The sequence below is a fragment of the Fictibacillus barbaricus genome (assembly GCF_014635025.1).
GTDB classification, from domain to species: domain Bacteria; phylum Bacillota; class Bacilli; order Bacillales; family Fictibacillaceae; genus Fictibacillus; species Fictibacillus barbaricus.
The window spans coordinates 515,832-538,020 of record NZ_BMCE01000002.1; the positions used below are offsets into that span (position 1 = coordinate 515,832).

Here is a 22,189-nt window from a genome sequence, read left to right on the forward strand (position 1 = left end):
GGACGAGAAGGTTAACCCGCGGTACCACCCTAATAGGTCTATGATTGTATCAAAACCATAAAACCCGCTTAGTCATCCGTAGCGTGGATGAAGCGCCTAAACTTACTGCGAATTTCAGTTCAGGAACTCAGGGGTGATCTTCAAATACTTCTCTATTGCCAGGCTTTCACCGTGCCCCAGCTCGCTAGAATAGATTCACAAGTACTTTACTGTCCCCGTCTTCGTCACATATTAATCTTAGAAAAGTATATGCGATTTTTTAAATGAATGTCAAGCTTCCGTCTTTACTTCCTGAAGTTCATAGCCTTCTAGGTTTTCAGGGGCATTTAAGGAATCCCAGTCGTCGTTCTTTAACATTTCAAGTTGTGCCTCAATCAGCATTCTAAACCTTGTGCGGTAAACGGACGACTGCTTTTTTAGTTCATCAATCTCCATGGAGATTTTTCTGGATTTAGATAAAGCTTCATTAATAATTCTATCAGCGTTCTTTTCAGCTTCTTTTACGATCAAACGAGCTTCTTTATTCGCTGTTCGTTTTACTTCTTCACCTGTTTCTTGCGCAATAAGTATAGATTTATTCAGTGTTTCCTCAATATTTTTAAAATAAGAGATTTTTTCTTCGAGGCTAGAAACTGTTTCTTCTAATTCTTTCTTTTCACGAATAACCGCCTCATAATCTTTAATGACTTGATCTAAAAAGTCATTTACTTCGTCTTCACTATACCCTCTGAAACCTCTTGTAAATTCCTTATTATGAATATCCAATGGTGTTAAAGGCACGACAGCCACCTCCATAGATGCGTTATTTTTTACCTAAATTCGACAAAATTTCGGCCATTCCTTCTATACCCAGAAATTATTTTAATAAGCCGTACCGAATGCGCCACTTTTCTTTCTTAGTCGTTCCCTCAATGGCAATCAGTTTGCTTCTGCCAAATCCTCTTACTGATAGTTCATCGCCTTCCATTACTTCAACTGATACTTGGTCTGTAATCTTATGGTTGAGCTTAACACGACCTTGCTGAATCAAAGGTGATGCTTTTGCACGTGATAAGTTATAAACCTCAGCAACAACTACATCGAGCCTCAGTGAAGAAACAGTCCCGCTTTTTTCGTTATACTCTGTTTTAATTTCAATCAATTGGTTCTCTTGAATGTCTGCTAATTTAACTCCGGTCCTACCGATCTTAGTTAGATTCAGTTCGATAAAACCTGCAATCTCTTTAGCACAAATAAATTGAACCTTATCACCATCAATTAATATATCGCCATACTTTCCTCTTTTTACACCAATATTCATTAAAGCGCCTAAAACGTCTCTATGTTCGATAGCAGCAAACTTAGCTGGGTAGTTGATATCATAACAAACGATCTGAAAATCTTCCTCTTTCGCATCTATGTATTCCGGATACAAAAAAGCTCGCTTTCGTTCAGAAAAAGAAGAGCCTCCCCATAAAGAGAGGCGCACTTCTGTATCATTACCCAGAATCGTCTTCACAATTTCCTGTTCACGGGGATCCAGGAAGTCCGTTAGTTTCGGACTGTACCGTTCAACGACTTCTGTTTTCCAATTTAATACCCGATCCACAAATTCATGTTCTTCCGGTCTGTAATGCTGGTAAATACTCATAACAAAACCTTAGAAAGAACGAGCTAGCATATTAGCAACTGCATTGACTCCATATTGAGCAAAATGCAGTGCCATCAGAGCTACGATTGGCGAAAGATCAATCATACCAAGCGGCGGAATAATCTTGCGAAAAGGAGATAGATATGGTTCAACCAGTCTTGCTATAACTTGCCCAATTGAAGATTCCCGAGCATTCGGAAACCAAGAGAGAAGTATGTACCCGATAATCATGTAATAGTAGATTTGTATTAGAGTTTGTACTACGTCTGCAATTGTAAATATGATATTCAATAATTTTCACCTGCCTGATTTAATCTTCGTCCATCATTTCTGAAATCGAACCGGATACATCTACATTTTCAGGTGTACACAAGAACGTGTTCGGACCTAGCTTTTGAATGTCTCCTCCAATGGCATAAACGGTTCCTGATAAAAAGTCTACGATTCGCTTTGCTTGATCATGCGGAATTCTTTGCAAATTCATAACGACCGCTCTTCGATTTTTCAGTTGATCTGCTATATCCTGAGCTTCTGCGTATACACGAGGCTCCACTAGCACAACCTTAACCTGTTGTTGGATGCTTTGAAGGCTAACTACGTTCGGCTTACCTTTTTTTGCATTCGAAGTATGAGAAGGAGTAATCTCATCTTCTTCAGCTAACATCTCTTCTTCGAAGTCGTTTTCATACTCATATTCGTCTTCCAGATCAAAAAAGCGCTTGAATTTTGTTTTGATTCCCATTTGTTCCACCTCCTAAAATTCTTTTCCTACTAAGTTCGTGCCTATTCGAATAAAGGTTGCTCCTTCTTCAACGGCGATTACATAATCGTTTGACATTCCCATTGAAAGTTCAGTGCAAGGTGCGTACGCCAATTCTTTTTTCTGAATTTCCAATTGCAGCTGCTTTAAAGTTGAAAACACGCTTCTGATCAAGGATTCATCATCTGTAAAAGGTGCCATCGTCATAAGACCTGCAACTTTTATACGGTCATAGTCTTTTAATTTATCGACAAATGGAAGCACTTCTTTTACTCCTAGTCCATGTTTTGAATCTTCTTCAGCAATATTTACTTGAACAAAACAGGAAATTGGCTTTTCTGCTCTTTTTTGGATCTCTTTAGCCAAACTTATACGGTCTAAAGAATGAATGTAATCCACGTGCTGGATAATATCTTTAACTTTTCTCGTTTGCAGCGTTCCGATGAAGTGCCATTTAACTGATGCTTCTTCAAGAAACTCTTTCTTGCTTAACAGTCCTTCAACTCTGTTTTCTCCGATATGTTCCACACCTGCTAAAACAGCCTCTTTCGTTGTTTCATTACTCACATATTTCGTCACCGCGATTAAATTAACGCCCTTTGCAGATCTGTTTTTTTTATCGCAGGCAGCTTGGATTTCATTCCATATATGGTTTCTGTTTTCGATTATTCCCAAATCCAGGTTAAACTCCTTTCGTGCCAATGAAACTCATCATTCTTCCAGTCTTGCCTCTGTCTTTACGGTGTGAAAAGAACAGATCATTTTCGCAGCTCGTACATTGATCTGAAACCGTAATGTTTTCTGGAAGTAATCCCGCGAGTAACAATAATTTTTCATTGAGTTTTTGTAAGTTTAGTTGATATTTTCCGTTTTCATTTTCCTTATAAACAGACGCATCGTCAAATCCAGCAAGAGCTGCTTTCACTTCGCTTATTACTCTGTCATCCACTTCATAACAGCAATCACCAATGGAAGGGCCAATCGCAGCTTGTATGGTTTGAACATCAGCATTTTCTTTTTCACACCATGTCTCAACCATCTTTGGGCCGATCTTAGCTACAGTTCCTTTCCAGCCGGCATGTGCAAGTCCTACTAATTTTTCATTAGGTGCGTAAAAATAAAGAGGTACGCAGTCCGCATATAAGGATGTTAAAAGAAGGTCTTCATCAGCAGTGTACAAACCATCTGTATCCGGAATAGCACTTTCAAAATCTAAAGAACCTGCTCCGCGAACATTCTTAGTTACCTTTACAATGTTTGCTCCATGAACTTGTTTAGAACCGACCCAGTTTTGAACGGGGAAATGAATCGTCTCCGCAAATTGAATTCGGTTTTTTTGAACCATTATTGGGTCATCATTGACATGAAAGCCCATGTTTAAGGATTGAAAGGGCATTGAACTATTCCCGCATTCACGTGTTGTGAAACCCGCTACAAGATTAGGATTTTGAACCTGCCATTTCTGTAAGCTTAAATGCTTTCCAGTTTGTTTAAAAGTGTGCATGGTATGTATTCCTCCTGGAAAGTTTTATCTTTATTTTACCACATTTTCTGATGAGAAAGAAAAAAAGAACCGTTATTTCAGCTGATCAAACGGTTCTTTTACATATTCATTTAATTCGCTTGTTTCCATATGTCTCACTAGTATGACGTCAGCACCTATCTTTACGATATTTCGCCAAGGAATTATGATGTCATTCTCTCTTGCAAAAAAACCAAGCATCTTGCCAGCACCAGGGATAATAATCGCATCTATCTTACCTGTATTCAAGTTAATCTCAAGATCTGCTATGTGTCCAAGCTTTTTCCCATTTGCTACATTTACAACATCTTTCACTTGGAAGTCTGATATCTTATTCATACTGAAATCCCCGCCCTTCTGTTTCCATTATATGAGGGACAAAGCTGTTTCATGTTTATCTAAAGAAATAAAAAAACCCGTATTATAACGGGTTTTAACTGCTTTGAATATTTTTATTCATTTGTGAGATCGCTGCTTTTTCCAGTCTGGAAACTTGCGCTTGTGAGATCCCGATCTCATCTGCCACTTCCATTTGCGTTTTGCCTTGGAAAAAACGCATGGTCAGGATCATTTTTTCTCTGTCATTTAGACGGCGCATTCCTTCTTTTAATGCTATTTCTTCAATCCATTGCATATCTTTCGCCTTATCATCACTGATTTGATCCATTACAAAAATTGGATCTCCGCCATCATTATAGATCGGTTCAAATAATGAAACAGGGTCTTGGATCGCATCCAGTGCAAACACAACTTCTTCTTTTGGAACATCAAGCGCTTCTGCAATTTGTTGTGCTGTTGGCTCCCGAGATAGTTTGTTCATAAGCTGGTCACGAACCTGCAATGCTTTATACGCGATATCCCTTAAGCTTCTTGACACACGAATAGGATTATTGTCTCGAAGATATCGGCGAATTTCTCCGATTATCATTGGCACTGCATAGGTAGAAAACTTAACATTCTGACCTAGATCAAAATTGTCAATAGACTTCATAAGTCCAATACAACCTACTTGAAATAAATCATCTACATGCTCTCCGCGGTTGTTGAATCGCTGAATCACGCTCAGTACCAGCCTGAGGTTTCCGTTAACCAGAGTTTCGCGTGCATCTGGGTCACCCTTATGCATTTTATCGAAAAGAATACGCATCTCTGGATTTTTTAAAACAGGAAGCTTTGATGTGTCAACTCCGCAAATCTCAACTTTATTTCTTGTCAAGTCTTTTCCCTCCTGCCGGGAGCTAATTTCAAATTAAGTATCACCGAACAGAGGGAAAATTATGCAATTGTCAATTTAGAGAAATATGGAAATAATTCTCAAAACCATTATAAATACGTGCTAAACCATCTTATTAAATTCTTTTTGAAGTCTCTTTATAATCCTTTTTTCCAGCCTTGAAATATAGGATTGGGAGATGCCTAGCATGTCAGCAACATCTTTTTGTGTTTTTTCTTCTCCTCCAGAAAGTCCAAAGCGAAGTTCCATAATTTGTTTTTCACGGTCATTAAGCGTAAATAAAGCTTTTAATAATAGTTTGCGATCAACATTCGCCTCAATACGGCGAGTGATGATATCGTCATCCGTTCCAAGGACATCAGAAAGCAATAGTTCATTTCCATCCCAGTCGACATTGAGAGGCTCATCAAACGAGACTTCTGACCTTGTTTTATTATTGCGCCGCAGATACATTAATATTTCATTTTCGATACATCTAGATGCGTACGTTGCCAGTTTGATCTTCTTTTCTGGGTTAAAGGTATTGACCGCTTTAATAAGTCCGATCGTTCCAATACTGATTAAATCTTCAATGTTAATTCCTGTATTCTCAAATTTACGTGCAATATAGACAACAAGGCGAAGGTTTCGTTCGATTAAAAGAGATTTTGCAGCTTGGTCACCGGAAGGAAGCTTTTCCAGCAGAATCGCTTCTTCTTCTTTGCTTAATGGCGGAGGAAGTGCTTCATTCCCGCCAATATAATAAATTTCATCCGACTTTAAACCGAGCTTAAATAATAGCTTATACCAATACATCGTTAACTTAAGACGCCACTTGTTGAACATATGAACTCCCCTTTCACCTTATCATGATTTCTATGACGCTTGTACATGTTGAAGGTACATCTTCGGGTGCACAATCGCATCAAATTGACCTTCACTTGATAACACCGTCCAGCTTAAACCGATTAAACTTTGCGGTGATACTTCTGTCGTTCCATCCTTCTCGATCTCGATTCGATCTGGTTTTAAACAAGCTAAAAATTGCTGATGTCCAACTGCACGATAAGGAACGATACGAAGCCGGTTAAGCCATGGGTGTTCATTTTCTTCCGTACCAATTGACATTACATCCTTAGCTGCAGATTGAATGACTTCTGGAAATGATTCCGCATGCATGTTCATATCGAGAATCATCACGGGCATTTTTGAAATTGGATCGTATAATTTATTTCCGGTATCAATAAGTCCAATTGCAGAAATAATGACTTCGCCTATAGAGATCTTCACAGTGACAAGACTGTTGGAATCCATTTTTTCCACAGAAATGTCATCCACTCTCTTTTTAGAAAAATACCAGAGAACAGGAACACCCGCCACAACGAACAGCCAGCTTACAGGATCTCCCATACCTGAACTTTTTGTTGAGATCACACCATTCATAATCGCAACATCACTCTGCATAAAATAATGAAGGGCAAAGATTCCTCCACCCGTTACAAAAGAAACAAAATAAAACATAGCCGTATTTTTGAGGATAAATCGAAATCGTTTAAAGCCAAATGCGACGATCATGATCACAATAGATAATAGAAATTTTATGACAGGCTGTGAGAATATCATTAGTTCTGGGTACACCACTAAAAACACATAACTGGATGCTAGCAGAGAAGCAAGAAGGATTCTTGTTTTCGATGCATTGCGCTTTAGTACATACGCTGTTAACGAGATCAACACATAATCAATGCAGAAATTAAGAAACCAAATGACATCCAAATAAAGGGTCATTGGTTTTCTCCTTTCTTAATTTTGAAAATAGTATACCGTATAGGTTGTTTGAAAGTCTGTCAGTTTATGAGAGAAGTATTGTTCTTATTTTCTCTTTTTTTGTCAAAAAAACTTATATGTTAAATATACGCTTTAAGGACAAGGATATGACAACTTTAAGCAAGGAGGGGCTAAATCCCGCTACAGGATGCTCGCTTGCCGCGGGCGTGCGGTGATCCTCCTCGGCGCTTAGCGCCTGCGGTGTCTCGCACCTTCCGCTCTAATCAGATTCTTCACCAACGGGTTGTTTTGAAAAACATATTTAAAAACCACAATCTTTTAGAAAAAAGCCAAAACAAAAAAGCATCCTCTCCAAGTAGGAGAACATGCTTTTATAGTTGCTCTTATCTTCTTCTATTACGACTGCGGTTACGCAGGAACGTTGGAATATCCAGCGTATCTGAATCAGCGTTTGTGTAAGATGTGCTTCTTGATTCTGATTGGCTCTCTTCACGAGACTTTCCTTGAGACTGACTTTGTGGTTGCGATTGGTTTTGTGAAGAATGAGACTGGTTAGATGCAGGAGACTGCTGCATTCTCGGACGCTCAGCTCTCTGTTGATTGTTCACCATTTTTTCAGTTTCATCGAATCCAGTCGCGATAACTGTTACTAAAATTTCGTCTTTTAGTTCTTCGTTAATTACGGAACCAAAGATCATGTTTACTTCAGGGTCTGATGCAGAAGAAACGATGTCAGCAGCCTCATTAACCTCATAAAGGCTTAAGTTAGCTCCACCCGTAATATTCATCAATACACCCTTTGCTCCATCAATAGAAGTTTCAAGAAGTGGAGATGAAATAGCTTTCTTCGCAGCTTCTGCAGCACGGTTTTCACCTGTACCTACTCCTATACCCATAAGTGCAGATCCGCGTTCAGTCATAATCGTCTTTACATCTGCAAAGTCAAGGTTGATCAACCCTGGTACAGCGATCAAATCAGAGATACCTTGTACACCTTGACGAAGTACGTTATCAGCTTCACGGAAAGCTTCAAGCATCGGTGTATTTTTATCAACGATCTCAAGCAAACGATCGTTTGGAATTACAATAAGCGTATCTACTTTTTCTTTAAAAACTGAGATCCCGCCTACAGCTTGTGTAGAACGTTTACGACCTTCAAACGTAAAAGGCCTTGTTACAACACCAACCGTTAGGGCGCCTAGGTCTTTAGCGATCTCGGCTACTACTGGTGCAGCACCTGTTCCAGTACCGCCGCCCATTCCAGCTGTTACGAAGACCATATCCGCACCGCTAAGTGCTTCTTCAATCTGCTCACGGCTTTCTTCTGCAGCTTTCTTCCCGATATCAGGATTTGCACCTGCACCTAATCCTCTGGTTAATTTCGTACCGATCTGCATTTTCACAGGTGCTTTTGAAAGGTTAAGTGCTTGAGCATCTGTGTTTACACAAATGAACTCAACCCCTTGTACACCGTGTTCGATCATTCGGTTAACCGCGTTGCTTCCTCCGCCGCCAACACCAATTACTTTGATTGTAGCCAATTGATCCATATTCATATCAAACTCTAACATGAGCGTTCCTCCTAATGACTAGTTCCTTACTGTTATTCGAAAAATAAACCGAACCAGTCTTTGACTTTTGATTTCATGCCGCCGGATTGTTTTTCTTGTGCCGGCTTTTGGCTGGATTGTTGTTTCTTTTTAGGCAAAGGTTCCCCTGCATTTTCAGCTAATGCAGAAGCAACTTCTTTTCCTTGTACTTTAATATTCTTGTGAGTGAATTGAATCAAGCCAACTCCTGCTGTGAATTTCGGCTCTCTAACTCCGATATAGTCCGGCAATGATACTCTGACATTTTGCTGAAAAATATCTTGAGCTAGTTCCAGTACTCCTGGAATAGCAGCAACCCCACCTGTAATTACAAAACCGCCAGGAAGCTCGGAATATCCGCTCTGATGCAATTCATCGTCAATCATCTCGAAAATCTCAGCCATTCTGGCTTCAATGATTAAAGACAGTTCGTATTGAGATATTTCCTGTTCCTGCGAAGATCCAATTTGAGAAACGGTAAACGTTTCATCTTTTGAAGCATAATCCACGAATGAATGACCGTGTTTCAGCTTGATTTTCTCTGCATCTTCAGCAGAAGTCCTTAATCCGATCGATATATCTTTTGTAATAAAATCTCCGCCGATTGGAAGAACAGATGTTAGTTGCATCGTACCTTGATCAAAAACAGAAAGTGTCGTCGAACCTCCGCCAATATCGATCAGTGCCACTCCAAGTTCCATTTCATCTCGTGAAAGGGCGATCGATGACGTAGCCAATGGCTCTAAACAAATATCGGCTACCGTTAATCCTGCTCTTTCAACGCAACGCAGTAAGTTATGTAAGATTGTTTTGGATCCAGTAATTACTGTCCCTTCCATCTCTAAACGTACACCTAACATGCCTCTAGGATCAATAATCTCATCTGTTCCATCGACAATAAATTGTCGTGGAATTACGTCAATAATTTCTCGTTCTGGCGGCACAGACATCACTTGAGCTGCCTCTATTACTCTAGCAATATCATCATCACCGATTTCTCGGTCCTCTCTTGATACTGCTACTACGCCATGACATGGCTGAAGTTGTATATGGTTTCCTTTCACTCCTACAATAACAGCGTTAATCGGAATGCCTAACATTCTTTCTGCCTGTTCTACGGCTTTTCGTATGGAACGAACAGTTTCATCAATATCTACAATGGAACCTTTTCTGATTCCAGCTGATTTTGCATGGCCAACACCAATAACATTAAAGGACTCACTGGTCATTTCTCCAATGATTACTTTAATATTGGATGTACCGATGTCTAAACTTACATAAATTTCATTGCTGTTCATTCTGTGGCACCTCCTAACCTTTCATCCATTAAATCTTTACCTTATAAGTTGAACTAATTCCTTGATTCTCGCTTAATTATGGAATAAATTCCACAAACAACGGGTTATCCCTCTTTTTTTTTACCGTTTTTTCAAATTTTTAGGCCTTTTTGCGTGAATCTGACCATTTTGAGATGATTAAACGTCTAATAACAGCAATATTATTAAACAACCTTACCCCAAACGCAAAAATTGCAGCTAAATACAGGTCGATACCGAGATGTACACCTAAATATGCGAGCCCGGCAGCCAGTAAAATATTAAAGAAAAAACCTGTAATGAAAACTTTATCTTCAAAGCTGCCTTGCAAGTGGGCACGTATACCACCAAAGAGGGTATCAAGTGCTGCCAAGACAGCTATCGATAAATAATTTGAGTATTCAGGAGGGACCCGGATATCAGACATGAAACCCAATAAAAGGCCTAGCAGCAGTCCAAGTACCGGTAACCACATCTTATGTTTCCTCCTTTGCCGGTTTCATAAACTTCACTTTCATATCTTTATCAAAAGCTGGCAAGATTACTTTCGCTGAAGGAGTCGATTCTACGAGGAAATTTTCACGTACAAATTCTTCTACAGCTGGTGAAGCGATAATCTTTTGATGCAATTTTTCATTGTTTTTTGCCAACACTCTGATTTCGATTGGAAACGAGGAAACTGGCTCATTGTTTATATAAATGTTTCCATTTACTTCCCGGATCGGTGTTTTAGAAACGATACGCTGATCATCAATACTGATTTCTTTTGCATCGTATCTGTTTAATTCATTAACAAGTCTTCTCATCATATCTGGGTCAATCGTTGGCAGAGGGCGATCTACTCCAATTAGCTCGTTATTAAAAGGTTCGATCGTTATTACGATTCCTTGTCCGCTAACAGTCGTTAATCCTGCCTGTTTTTTTAAATCTGCCAGTGCTTTTTCCATTGCTTGGATTTTTTCATCTTTTCCTTCTGTTTGGTATTGATCCAGAAGTTCACTATAACGTTCAAGTTCCTCATTAAGCTCCTGCTGACGCTGTTTTTCTTTTTCCAAATCAGCTCTTAATTCCCATAGATCTCTTGTATCCCGAACGATAGGATTATTAGTGGTCTCAAATTGTATCGCCAGCATTCCGCCTATTATGAGGGCTATTGTTGCAAACATGAATTGTCTTTCTTTCAACTAACTCATCCCTCTTCTGTAATAAATGGCTCCATCTCGATCGCGCTTTCCTTTTCCACCCTTACTTCAACACCATCATTGACGATCTTGTTTACTAAATATAGATTCAAAGATTTTTCCAATGTGAAGGAGTTACCAATAGCGGTTATGACAAACGGAGCTGGATATTGGTTTCCATCTACAGAAACAACAGGACCGATACAGGCTATATATGTGTCATGAGAGATTCTCTGACCGTTAATAGCGATCGCTTCTGCCCCAGAAACGTGAAGTTCATCTATAACACTTCTAATATGTTCTTCATGGACAATATAATCGTTAGGGTTCTCCCCTTCCGGTATATAAGAGGAGTCTTGAAGGGTTACTTCAACACCCTCCCCTTTCACTTTTACGTTTCCTACTACCATTCTGAGCTCTTTTAAATCTTCTACAAGTTTAGAAGATATCTCTTCTTGATCAGCCAGATTGTTTTCCTTGCTCTCAACATTTTGCTGCAAGCCTTGAAGCTCGCTTGCTAATTCACGATTTGTTTTCTGAAGCCTTAAAATCTGACTCCGTAAAGAATCTTCCTTCTTCCATTCATCGGTTTGAACCGCATCTTGCTTTTCAATCTGTGCTCTTTGATAGGAGAAAGATAAAATGAACCCGGTGACGAGAAGGATTAAAGACAGAAAAAGATGCTTCCCTTTAATTTTGCTCATTCTTTTCCTCCGTAACTGCTCGGTTGTATCTTTCAAAATGCGTGCTGACTCCTAAATAAAACGTTCCTTTTTCATCCGGCTTCAACTTATCAACTAATGAAGGATAAATAGAAAGCCTCTCAGAAAACTTAGAGATAGCTGTAACTACTTTGTTCCCATCTGTCATGAACAAGGTCAGCTGATTCGTGTTGTTTCCATTGGGAGTATGTGTTATTTCCGATATCCGATGGATGATTCCCTCAGGCAGCTTCTGCAGTTCTTGTGCCATAGTCTCCAGCTGTTCGGGATCCTTCCAGCTTACAATAACAGGTGCATTTACAGGTCTTTCATTCTTTTTAAGTGGTTCAAGCATCTTTCCATTTTGCAGCATCGGATAATATGTACTATCTTTCCTAAAATAGCCGACACGCTGAAATTCTTTAACCTCTATCACAACATGATTAAAGAACTTCTTTTCAATAGATACAGAACTGATCTCAGTAATGTCATCTAATCTCTTGACAATTTCATCCTCTGAGACATTTAAGTATTTAGTCTTTGTTGAAACCATACTCTTCTCAAGAATTTCATTATCGGTCACAAAATAGTTACCAGAAACCGTGATCTTTTTTACATGGCTTAGATCGGATTGAAAATAAACAACGACCATCAATAACAGGAAGAAAAAGGACAAGTAAAAAATAAGACGGCGATTTGCTTTTTGTTTACGGTGTTCTTTCAGCTTCGGAATTCGGTCCTCAATCTTGACAACCTTTACCTTGTCCATCCTCTTCCTCCGATTTATAAATATAGTACAAGAAAACTTTTAGCCTCTGACAGAAAGAAAAGAACTTGGCTGTAAGACGCCAAGTCTTCATTAAAGGCACTTTTAACAGCCCGGCTATCAGAAGATAACGAAATCAATAGTCCGTTTTAGAACGTCATTAGATAATTTTTTCTTGTTCTCTGTATTATAGCACGGATAAGTACCAATTCAGCATTATTTATCCAATTTTTTGTTAATCATTTCGGCCAATGATCTCAACTTCCGTATGAAGGTCAACACCATGCTTCTCTTTTATCGTTTTTTGGATAAAACTGATAAGTTCCAAGACATCTTTAGCTTCGGCATCTCCCGTGTTCACAATAAAATTAGCATGCATCTCAGAGATTTGAGCGCCTCCAATCTGTGTACCCTTAAGACCGGATGATTCAATAAGCTGTCCTGCATAGTTTGGCAATGGATTACGGAACACACTTCCACAGCATGGGAAGTTCCAAGGCTGCGTATTTCTTCTGTAGTCCTTATTTTTCTTGAGCTCTGCCATGATCGTTTCTTTATCACCTTTTTCTAGAACAAGAACGGCTTCTACGCAGATGCCCCCTTTTTCTTGAAGGATGGACGTTCGGTAAGAAAAACCAAGTTCTTCAGTTGATAGCCATTTTAACTCACCATCTGGAAATAGGATCAAAGCTTTTTCAACGATTTTGGACATATCCGAACCATGTGCTCCTGCGTTCATAAATACAGCACCGCCTACAGAACCAGGAATACCAGCTGCAAATTCAAGACCAGTAAATGCTTCACGAGACATTAAAGTCGCTAGGGTGATGAGAGAATATCCTCCCCCTACCCTGATCGTGTTATCATTTTTTTCTAGGTGGTTAAGCCCCTCCCCTACTTTGATAACAACCCCTTCAATGCCTCCGTCGGCGACAAGCAGGTTTGATCCTCTTCCGATCGCACGAATCGGAACGTTGACTTCATTTATATACGATAATGCTGTTTTCAGACTTTCAATGTTTTTAGGTTCATAATAAAGATCGGCAGGACCACCAATTTTTAAAGTGGTGTGATTCTTTAATGGTTCATTTAATAATACGGTTCCTAAATCTTCATCTTTTAATTTTTCCGCTAATTGGTTAAGCATCTTAAAACCCCCTACGTTCATACGCACCATTCTATTTATATGCTATGCGTTAATCTTTTCCATGTTTAATCGATCCATAAACATCGACTAAGTAGTATTCGAATAAAATATACTTTTTTTATCTATTATTTGAAAAAGAAAAAGAAGATACCCTGCCATAATTGACAGGGTAACGTCTTAAAATCGCTATTTTTAGAATAAGAGAAATTCCTTTTAAACTCAAGTATTAATACCTTGCATAACGGCTAATATTCAAAATTACTCCAATTGAAGCAAGCATCAAGGTTAGCGATGACCCTCCATAGCTTAAAAAAGGAAGTGTTATTCCTGTTACCGGCATCAATCCTGTTACTACTCCAATATTGATCATGACTTGAATCGCAACCATACCGATGATGCCAATCGCTAAAAAACTGCCAAAAAGGTCAGGAGCTCCAAGGGCAATCCTGATGCCTCTCCATAACAGCAAACTAAACAGAATGAGTACAAAAACAGCTCCTATAAATCCTAGCTCTTCAGAGAGAATCGCAAATATAAAATCGGTTTGAGGTTCAGGCAAATAACCAAACTTTTGTCTGCTCTGACCGAGCCCTAATCCAAGTAGGCCTCCTGGTCCTAATGCATAAAGCGACTGGATAATCTGAAATCCGCTGCCCAAAGGGTCACTCCACGGATCAAGAAAAGACGTGATCCTTTTAATACGATACGGTGCAGAAATGATTAATGCTGCAAGTCCAGCAAGTCCGATCAATCCCATCCCTACAAAATGAGAAATTCTTGCACCTGCTACAAATACCATAACAATACTGGTACCCACCATGACAGCACCCGTACCTAAATCGGGCTGAAGCATGATCATGCCGAACGCTACCATTACAAGTCCAAGAGTAGGCAACAAGCCCTTCTTCAATGATGTGATCTTCTTTTGATGCTCTGATAAGTATTTTGCCAAAAAGGTTATCATAGCGAGTTTCATAAATTCGGAAGGCTGAATGGAGAAAGCTCCAACACCGATCCAGCTTCTCGCACCACCGCGAACCATACCTATGCCAGGAATCAGCACAGCGATTAACAAAACAAAACATATGATCAAGAGAATTTTAGACCATACTCTCCATGTCATATAATTTATGTTCATGATAAAAAACATCGCTGCAATTCCTACGCCGGCAAATAATAGCTGCCTTTTAGCAAAAAAGAATGAATCATCAAATTTGTATAGCCCCAAATCAGCACTAGCGCTATAGACCATGATAATTCCGATGGATAACAACAAAAGCGTTACAACAATCATGATAATATCAGGGGTTGATCTCGTTGCAGGCAAAGGGAAACACCTCAACTCTTATTATTTGTACAAACCTTATTTAAGTTTATGCACGGAGTTGATAAACATGTCCCCTCTTTGTTCAAAAGTCTTATATTGATCCCAGCTTGCACATGCAGGAGAAAGCAATATAACGTCTTCATCTTCTGAAAGGCCGTATGCCAAGGGAACAGCTTCTTCCACATTATCAGCACGTTTAATCGTTTCTATTCCTGCTTGTTTTCCTGCTTCAGCCATTTTTTCTGCTGTCTGCCCAAACGTAACAAGAGCTTTAACATTTTTTAAGGAAGGGATTAATTCGTCAAACGAATTTCCCCGATCAAGTCCTCCTGCTAATAGAATAACAGGCGTTTCAAAAGCTGAGAGTGCTGCATTTGTCGCTAGTATGTTCGTAGCTTTAGAGTCGTTATAAAAACGTCTGCCGTTGACATCCCCCACATATTGAAGGCGATGTTTCACACCAGGAAATGTTGTTAAGACTTGATTAATCTGCTCTAATTTAGCACCTGCTAAAAGTGAAGCGGCGACTGCAGCCATAATATTTGAGAGATTATGTTTTCCAGGAAGGACTATATCTTTTAGATCGATCACTTTTTGCTGTTTAAAATATAGAACCTCTTCTTTTATGTATGCTCCTTCTTCACACTCTTCCTTAACAGAAAAGGGAATATGCTGTGCTTTAGAGCTCTTCATTAAAGCTGTAACCTGATGGTCATCAGCATTATAGATCACAAAATCAGATGAATCTTGGTTCTCTGTAATCTTTGCTTTTGCTTTTCCGTATTCATCTAATGAACCGTGGTAATCCAGATGAGCTTCAAACAGATTGAGGAACACAGAGATCTGCGGCTTGAAACGCTCAGTTCCCATAAGCTGAAAGCTCGATAATTCTGCAACTAAAATATCTTCTTCTGTAGACTCAGCAGCAACTTCAGAGAAAACCGTTCCGATATTACCTGCAACAATTGGAGTTTTGTTACTATTTTTCAGCATTTCACCAATCAATGTAGTGGTTGTTGTCTTACCATTAGATCCAGTTATCGCTATGATAGATGCCTCTGAGATCATGCCAGCAATTTCAACTTCCGTATAAATTGGAATGTTACGCTTAACTGCTTCATCAATTAATGGATTGTGATAAGGAATACCAGGATTCTTAACAATAAAATCAAGATTGTTATTGAGTAAACTTAATGGATGACTGCCGCAAACAACCTCCATTCCCAGCTTTTCAAGTTTCTCTGCTTCCATATTTCCTTCTCTGGGGCTTTTATCATTTACGAAACAATGTGCACCAAAAGAATGAAGCAGTTTTGCTGCAGCAAAACCGCTTTTGGCTAAACCAACAATCAGTATATTCTTACCTTTAAAGAAATCAGTGTTTTTCATTTAAACCCACACCTCTAAATAAATTCCTAAAGCTGCAAAAACAAGTCCCACAAGCCAGAACGTCACAACGATACGCCATTCGCTCCAGCCTGAAAGTTCGTAATGATGGTGAAGAGGACTCATCTTAAACACACGTTTCCCTGTCAGTTTAAAAGACGCTACTTGAATCATAACGGAGAGTGTTTCAATAACGAAAACTCCTCCAATGATAACAAGAAGAATCTCAAGTTTTGTTAAAATGGCAACTGCACTTATCGCTCCTCCAAGAGCGAGTGAGCCTGTATCACCCATAAACACTTTTGCGGGGTGTGCGTTGAATACTAAGAAACCAAGAACTGCACCAACTACCGCAACACAGAAAACGGCAGCTTCAAACTGAAGAATCGTTGAAGATAATACAGCAAATGCTCCAAAAGCAATAGCAGATGTACCTGCGAGCAGTCCATCTAATCCATCCGTAAGGTTTACTGCGTTAGAAGCACCAATAAGCATGAATACAACCAAAACGGGATAGAACCAGCCCAGGTCGAACTTAAACTCAGTTCCTGGAACAAAAATTTCAGTTGAGAAATCGATTGCTCTTAAACCTAAGAAAAATAGTGCAGCGATAATCAGCTGCCCTACGAGCTTTTGCTTAGATGTTAATCCTAAGTTTCTCTTTTTTACTACTTTAATAAAATCATCTAAAAATCCTATTAGTCCATATCCTAAAGTTACAAGAATAAGCAGGTGCGTTTCTGCAGTAACAGCGAAAAACTTGGCAGTCATCGCGTATGTAGCAATCACTAGAGCCAGCACGATAACGATTCCGCCCATCGTAGGTGTTCCTTGTTTCTTTTGGTGAGATTTCGGGCCTTCATCACGAATGCTCTGCCCAAATTTTAGCCTTCTTAAAAACGGAATAAAAAAAGGTGAACTTAATACCGCGATTAAGAAGGATGCAATTAATGTAAATAATAAGACTTGCTCAATCATTTTTTCGACTCCTGTTCTTCTTCTATGAATGTAGATATAAGGGTTTCTAGAGCCATCCCTCTTGATGCTTTAAAAAGAATAGCAGTGTCTTTCGATAACAATCTTTCAATTGGTGTTTCCGCTTCTTCTTTTGTTAGACATTGAACAACCTCAAGGTCTATACGCTTTTGCTTCTTTAATTCGTCTGCAATCCAAGAACCTTTTTGACCTACACAGATAACATGATTGATAGAGCTGTCCACATGGTTTGCGATGGATCTATGCATTTCTTCTTCATTAGGCCCGAGTTCATACATATCTCCAAGGACTGCTGCTTTTCTGGAATAATCCTTTAATTCAGCCAGAGTTTCAAGAGCTGCAATCATACTTGTCGGACTTGCATTGTAAGCATCATTTATAAGCAGTGTTTCCTTCCTGCCTCTTTTCATCTCCAGTCTCATGGATGTTACATTTAAGTTCTCGAGCCCTTCTAGAATTTTATTTTCTTCTATATTCAAATAATGCCCAACAGCAATAGCATATGCAGCATTTTTAATATTATGGCGACCAAGCATTGGAATTTGGTAGACTGTCGTTCCCTCTTCTAGTGTAAAAGAGACACCTTGTGTATCCGTTTTGATGTTTGATAACTTTAGAGTTGAATCATCACCAAAACCTACTTTTAGGACGTTTTCTCCCTTAACATGAGAAAGAAGCGGTTCGTCTCCATCAATGATGAACAGTCCGCCTTGCTTTAAACCATCTGCAATCTCTAGCTTAGCCTTTGCTATTCCTTCACGGCTGCCAAGCTGTTCCAAGTGGCTTTCGCCGATATTTGTTATAACGGCTACATCAGGTTCTGCAATCTTACTTAAAAGTGAGATTTCGTTAAAATTACTCATCCCCATCTCAAGGATCAAGACTTCTGTAGTTTCATCCATTGCCAGAATTGTTAAAGGCATTCCGATATGATTGTTGTAGTTCCCTTGTGTTTTAAAGGTTTTAAAATTAGCAGAAGACACGCATTCTATCATATCTTTTGTTGTTGTCTTACCGTTACTTCCTGTTACTGCAACTACGACGGGATTGACCTTTTTTAAATAGTATTTAGAAATTTTCTGTAAAAATTCAATTGTATCAGAAGTGAAAAGTACCGGGAAATCTTCAGGCAATCCCACTGGAAGTTTTTTTCCTTCTTGCCATATCGTTGCTGTACAACCTTGTTTTATCGCATCTAACAAGAAGTCATGACCATCAAAACGTTCACCGGCAATCGGCAAGTAAAGAGCATTTACACTTTTTTTTCTGGTATCCTTTGAGACCCCATCTAAAAGTAAATTTTCTCTTTTTCCTGTTGAGCGGTCTGCTAATGAGACCAGTTCCTTTATATCTAGTTTCATTTTTTCACCGCCTTAATTGCTTCCTTTGCAACAATCCTATCATCAAATTCGAAGACGTCTTTACCTATGATCTGGTAGGTTTCATGCCCTTTACCGGCAATCAGTATTACATCATCTGTTTTTGCACGTTCTACTGCATATTCAATCGCCTTCTTACGATCTGGTATGGTTACATAATTTCCTTCATCAGTTCCTTCTTCCATATCTTTTAAGATTTGAAGAGGATCTTCTGTACGAGGGTTATCGCTTGTGAAAATTGCTGTATCTGCCAGGTCGGCTGCAATTCCAGCCATCAACGGTCGTTTTGTTTTATCACGGTCACCGCCGCATCCCACGATAGCTGTTATCTTTCCTTTCGCAAACTCTTTGATGGTTCTTAAGACATTCTCTAAACTGTCTGGTGTGTGCGCGTAGTCTACGATAACTGTATAATCCTGGCCTGCTAGTACAGGTTCAAATCTGCCAGAAACACCTGTCACTTCCTGCAGTGAAGAAATGATCTCATCAAGCTCCAAACCTGATAATAAACAAGCAGTTATGGCTGCCAGCACATTGTATACGGAGAACTTACCAATCAGCTTAAGTGTAACTTCTCTTGACCCTCTAGGTGTTTGGAGTGTAAATGACGTTCCCTGTGAACCAATTGTTATGTTTGTTGCGCGAATATCACTCTCATGATCAATGCCATAAGAGATCACTTGTGCAGATGTCACTCTCTCAAACATCTTAGAAGCAGGATCATCATTATTCAAAACAGCTACTTTTCTGTCTGTTTTATGATAAGTATTTCCCATTTGAGAGAACAAAAGACTTTTTGCAAACTGGTACTCTTCCATATTTTTATGGTAGTCCAGGTGATCTTGTGTAAGGTTTGTAAATACCGCGATATCAAAATCACATCCCCACACTCTCCCTTGATCCAGTGCATGCGAAGACACTTCCATTACAGCTGCATCTACGTTTTCTTCCGTCATTTGATAAAACGCGTTCTGCAAAAATAATGAATCTGGTGTCGTGTTCGCTACTTTAAATTTGCGATCTTTAATTCTCATCTCAATAGTGCCGATCATACCTGTGCTTTTACCTGCATCCCGAAACACTTTTTCAATTAAATGAGATGTTGTTGTCTTTCCGTTAGTACCTGTAATACCTATCAAATGCAATTTTTGTGAAGGATGTCCGTAAAATGCATCAGCTAAAACAGCGAGTGCTTTTTTTGTGTTTTTAACTTTTATCACGGGAACGTTAACATCAATATCTTTTTCGGCTAAAATGGCTGCTGCACCATTATTGGCAACAGTTTGCGCAAAGTCGTGACCATCAAAGATCAGTCCTTCCATACAAACAAAAAGACAGCCAATACCCGCTTTCCTGGAATCCATTTCAATGGAGGTAATTTCAGGATTGGCTTCAATATCCATTTCATAGTTCACTAAATATGTAAGCAGTTCTCTTAATTCCATTAATCCTGATCTCTCCTCTAATCATCGTTCAAAATTACTTTTAAGAAAAATAAGCCAAGGCAAGATTCCGCGCTTGGCTATTTGTACATCCTTTATTTTAATCCTCTACTTCTTTTTTGTCACCCAAAAATAAACGGATTGTCTTGCCTGCTTCAAGCTTCACCCCAGCCTGAGGGGCTTGTTGAACAATGTAATTCCCCTCACCGGATGTTTCAATTTTTAAATTGTACAGCATATTGGTTAAATCTTTTGTTTTCTTTCCAACTAGATCCGGAACCATAACTTCAGGTGCATCCAGCCACGTTTTTTCCTTTTCAATCTGACCGTTTTGCTTCTTAACTCCCATAGCAGAAAGACTGTCTTCTATAATATTACCAACGATTGGCGCGGCTACGATACCACCAAATTGAAGGGTTTCTTTTGGATTATCAATTGCCACATACACCACGATCTCAGGATTATTGGCGGGTGCCATTCCGATAAAAGAAACAATATGGTTATTCTTCAAGTAAACGCCACCCTCAGCTTTTTGAGCAGTTCCCGTTTTCCCTCCAACACGATAACCATCTACAAATGCATTCTTCCCTGTTCCTTGTGCTACTACACTTTCTAAAGCACGTCTGACTTCCTTTGAAGTTTCTTCTGAGATCACTTTTCTTTTTAATTTAGGTGTCTGTTTACTAACCACTTTTCCTGTGATCGGATCTACAAGTTCTTTAGCTATATATGGTTCGTATAAATACCCCCCATTTACGGCCGCAGATACGGCTGCTACTTGCTGAATCGGGGTAACGGAAACCCCTTGGCCGAATGCAGTTGTCGCAAGTTCAAGTGGACCTACGCGATCTAACGGGAATAAAATACCCTTTCCTTCTCCTGCAAGATCTACACCTGTTTTCTCCCCAAAACCGAAGTCTTTTATATATTCAAAAAGCTTATCTTTTCCTAAACGCTGACCTAATATTACGAAACCAGGGTTACAGGAATTTTGTACGCCTTCAAGGAAAGACTGACTTCCGTGTCCACCGGCTTTCCAGCACTTTAACTTCCGGCCAGCAACTTCAATAGAACCTGGATCATGGAAGTGGTCTTTATCTAGATCCACTTTCCCTTCTTCTAATGCTGCTGCAAGAGTAATAATCTTAAATGTAGAACCTGGCTCATACTGTGCCCAAACCGGCAGATTCCGATTGTATACCTCTGGTGAGACGCGCTTATACTCTTCCGGATCAAAATCAGGTCTCGAGCTCATCCCCAAAATCTCTCCAGTGTTAGGGTTCATTGCGATGGCTATAGCACCATCTGGATTGTATGTGGCTTGAGCAATATCCAATTCCCTTTCTATGATCGTCTGAACGCGGGAATCTGTCGTTAAACGCAGATCATACCCATCTTTTGGTTTTTCATATTTATCAGACAGAGATGGCATCCTGCGCCCACGTGCATCCGAGAAGAACGATATGTGTCCCTTCTCGCCGTTTAACTGTTCATCATAATACAACTCCAACCCTGTCAGACCTTGGCTGTCGATACCTGCAAAACCTAGTACATGAGAAAGATAAGAGCCATAGGGGTAATGCCGCTTGCTGTCCTCAGCAACAAATACTCCCGGCAGGTTGAGAGCTTCCACTTCTTTCGCTTTAGAATTGCTTATTTTGCGTCCACCATTGTCAATCCTTACGATCGACTCTCTTTTGGTAATCCTTTTATAAACATCTGTTTTTGAAATATTTAGCAACGCAGCAAGTTTTTCAGCAGTTTCTTCGGGTTCCTTCACTTGTCGAGGTACAACAAACACTGTTGGAGCACTAATGTTTGTGGCAAGAACTACGTCGTTTCTGTCTAAAATCTTACCTCTCTTCGGTTCAAAAGGTATGTCACGGCTCCACGAATCAAGTGCTTGATCAGTAAGCATATTACCAAGCACAAATTGAACATAACCGAGTCTCACGGAAATGACAAAAAAGAAAGCCAGTCCAAAAACAAGAACAAAAATTAAGCGCCTGCGTACTGTAACATTTGAAACTCGCACACACAATACCT

23 protein-coding genes and 1 other annotated feature (1 of these 24 running past the window's edge) are annotated in these 22,189 nt (G+C 39.5%); all 23 genes read right to left on the bottom strand.

The window, feature by feature from the left end:
* Positions 1 to 231 (bottom strand) — a binding site (T-box leader) (it extends 5 nt beyond the left edge of the window).
* A gap of 39 nt (positions 232 to 270) precedes the next feature.
* A complete protein-coding gene (locus tag IEV52_RS11930; protein WP_188402756.1) occupies positions 271 to 780 on the bottom strand; it encodes a DivIVA domain-containing protein in 510 nt (169 codons plus the stop codon).
* A 76-nt stretch (positions 781 to 856) separates the two neighbouring features.
* Positions 857 to 1,630 carry a YlmH family RNA-binding protein gene (locus IEV52_RS11935; protein ID WP_188402757.1) on the bottom strand — a complete coding sequence of 258 codons (774 nt, stop codon included), beginning with the start codon at positions 1,628 to 1,630 and terminating at the stop codon, positions 857 to 859.
* Between the two features lie 9 nt (positions 1,631 to 1,639).
* Positions 1,640 to 1,912, bottom strand: a complete 273-nt coding sequence (locus IEV52_RS11940; protein ID WP_188403897.1) for a YggT family protein — start codon at positions 1,910 to 1,912, stop codon at positions 1,640 to 1,642.
* A 28-nt stretch (positions 1,913 to 1,940) separates the two neighbouring features.
* Complete coding sequence (locus IEV52_RS11945; protein ID WP_188402758.1) at positions 1,941 to 2,372, bottom strand: cell division protein SepF; 432 nt, start codon at positions 2,370 to 2,372, stop codon at positions 1,941 to 1,943.
* A gap of 12 nt (positions 2,373 to 2,384) precedes the next feature.
* Positions 2,385 to 3,065 (bottom strand): YggS family pyridoxal phosphate-dependent enzyme, encoded by a 681-nt coding sequence (locus tag IEV52_RS11950; RefSeq protein ID WP_188402759.1) that lies wholly within the window; start codon positions 3,063 to 3,065, stop codon positions 2,385 to 2,387.
* A gap of 7 nt (positions 3,066 to 3,072) precedes the next feature.
* Positions 3,073 to 3,894 (bottom strand): peptidoglycan editing factor PgeF, encoded by an 822-nt coding sequence (gene pgeF / locus IEV52_RS11955; RefSeq protein WP_188402760.1) that lies wholly within the window; start codon positions 3,892 to 3,894, stop codon positions 3,073 to 3,075.
* Positions 3,895 to 3,966: 72 nt separating this feature from the next.
* Positions 3,967 to 4,251 (bottom strand): YlmC/YmxH family sporulation protein, encoded by a 285-nt coding sequence (locus IEV52_RS11960; RefSeq protein ID WP_188402761.1) that lies wholly within the window; start codon positions 4,249 to 4,251, stop codon positions 3,967 to 3,969.
* Positions 4,252 to 4,345: 94 nt separating this feature from the next.
* Positions 4,346 to 5,128: an RNA polymerase sporulation sigma factor SigG gene (gene sigG, locus IEV52_RS11965; protein WP_066240567.1), complete on the bottom strand. Its 783-nt coding sequence runs from the start codon at positions 5,126 to 5,128 to the stop codon at positions 4,346 to 4,348.
* A 120-nt stretch (positions 5,129 to 5,248) separates the two neighbouring features.
* Positions 5,249 to 5,971 (bottom strand): RNA polymerase sporulation sigma factor SigE, encoded by a 723-nt coding sequence (gene sigE, locus IEV52_RS11970; RefSeq protein WP_188402762.1) that lies wholly within the window; start codon positions 5,969 to 5,971, stop codon positions 5,249 to 5,251.
* A gap of 30 nt (positions 5,972 to 6,001) precedes the next feature.
* Positions 6,002 to 6,913: a sigma-E processing peptidase SpoIIGA gene (spoIIGA, locus tag IEV52_RS11975; RefSeq protein WP_188402763.1), complete on the bottom strand. Its 912-nt coding sequence runs from the start codon at positions 6,911 to 6,913 to the stop codon at positions 6,002 to 6,004.
* A 383-nt stretch (positions 6,914 to 7,296) separates the two neighbouring features.
* Positions 7,297 to 8,484, bottom strand: a complete 1,188-nt coding sequence (gene ftsZ / locus IEV52_RS11980) for a cell division protein FtsZ (protein ID WP_188402764.1) — start codon at positions 8,482 to 8,484, stop codon at positions 7,297 to 7,299.
* A gap of 32 nt (positions 8,485 to 8,516) precedes the next feature.
* On the bottom strand, positions 8,517 to 9,800 hold the full coding sequence (gene ftsA, locus IEV52_RS11985; RefSeq protein ID WP_188402765.1) for a cell division protein FtsA: 1,284 nt from the start codon (positions 9,798 to 9,800) through the stop codon (positions 8,517 to 8,519).
* A gap of 139 nt (positions 9,801 to 9,939) precedes the next feature.
* Positions 9,940 to 10,293 (bottom strand): small basic family protein, encoded by a 354-nt coding sequence (locus IEV52_RS11990; protein ID WP_066240553.1) that lies wholly within the window; start codon positions 10,291 to 10,293, stop codon positions 9,940 to 9,942.
* A gap of 1 nt (position 10,294) precedes the next feature.
* Positions 10,295 to 10,984 (bottom strand): DUF881 domain-containing protein, encoded by a 690-nt coding sequence (locus IEV52_RS11995; RefSeq protein WP_188402766.1) that lies wholly within the window; start codon positions 10,982 to 10,984, stop codon positions 10,295 to 10,297.
* Between the two features lie 23 nt (positions 10,985 to 11,007).
* Positions 11,008 to 11,703, bottom strand: a complete 696-nt coding sequence (locus tag IEV52_RS12000) for a DUF881 domain-containing protein (protein ID WP_188402767.1) — start codon at positions 11,701 to 11,703, stop codon at positions 11,008 to 11,010.
* Positions 11,690 to 12,469 (bottom strand): cell division protein FtsQ/DivIB, encoded by a 780-nt coding sequence (locus IEV52_RS12005; RefSeq protein WP_188402768.1) that lies wholly within the window; start codon positions 12,467 to 12,469, stop codon positions 11,690 to 11,692. The genes IEV52_RS12000 and IEV52_RS12005 overlap by 14 nt, the downstream gene beginning before the upstream one ends.
* Positions 12,470 to 12,701: 232 nt before the next feature.
* The gene (murB, locus tag IEV52_RS12010; protein ID WP_188402769.1) at positions 12,702 to 13,613 is read right to left on the bottom strand and encodes a UDP-N-acetylmuramate dehydrogenase; all 912 of its coding nucleotides are present in this window, start codon (positions 13,611 to 13,613) and stop codon (positions 12,702 to 12,704) included.
* 226 nt (positions 13,614 to 13,839) lie between these two features.
* Positions 13,840 to 14,907, bottom strand: a complete 1,068-nt coding sequence (gene spoVE / locus IEV52_RS12015; protein WP_373869432.1) for a stage V sporulation protein E — start codon at positions 14,905 to 14,907, stop codon at positions 13,840 to 13,842.
* A 69-nt stretch (positions 14,908 to 14,976) separates the two neighbouring features.
* Positions 14,977 to 16,329 carry a UDP-N-acetylmuramoyl-L-alanine--D-glutamate ligase gene (gene murD, locus IEV52_RS12020; RefSeq protein WP_188402771.1) on the bottom strand — a complete coding sequence of 451 codons (1,353 nt, stop codon included), beginning with the start codon at positions 16,327 to 16,329 and terminating at the stop codon, positions 14,977 to 14,979.
* Positions 16,330 to 17,304: a phospho-N-acetylmuramoyl-pentapeptide-transferase gene (mraY, locus tag IEV52_RS12025; protein WP_188402772.1), complete on the bottom strand. Its 975-nt coding sequence runs from the start codon at positions 17,302 to 17,304 to the stop codon at positions 16,330 to 16,332. It abuts the gene before it with no gap.
* The gene (locus IEV52_RS12030; RefSeq protein ID WP_188402773.1) at positions 17,301 to 18,683 is read right to left on the bottom strand and encodes a UDP-N-acetylmuramoyl-tripeptide--D-alanyl-D-alanine ligase; all 1,383 of its coding nucleotides are present in this window, start codon (positions 18,681 to 18,683) and stop codon (positions 17,301 to 17,303) included. Before IEV52_RS12030 ends, mraY begins: the two co-directional genes overlap by 4 nt.
* A complete protein-coding gene (locus tag IEV52_RS12035; protein WP_188402774.1) occupies positions 18,680 to 20,146 on the bottom strand; it encodes a UDP-N-acetylmuramoyl-L-alanyl-D-glutamate--2,6-diaminopimelate ligase in 1,467 nt (488 codons plus the stop codon). The genes IEV52_RS12030 and IEV52_RS12035 overlap by 4 nt, the downstream gene beginning before the upstream one ends.
* Positions 20,147 to 20,243: 97 nt before the next feature.
* Complete coding sequence (locus IEV52_RS12040) at positions 20,244 to 22,178, bottom strand: stage V sporulation protein D (protein WP_188402775.1); 1,935 nt, start codon at positions 22,176 to 22,178, stop codon at positions 20,244 to 20,246.
* Positions 22,179 to 22,189: the final 11 nt, after the last annotated feature.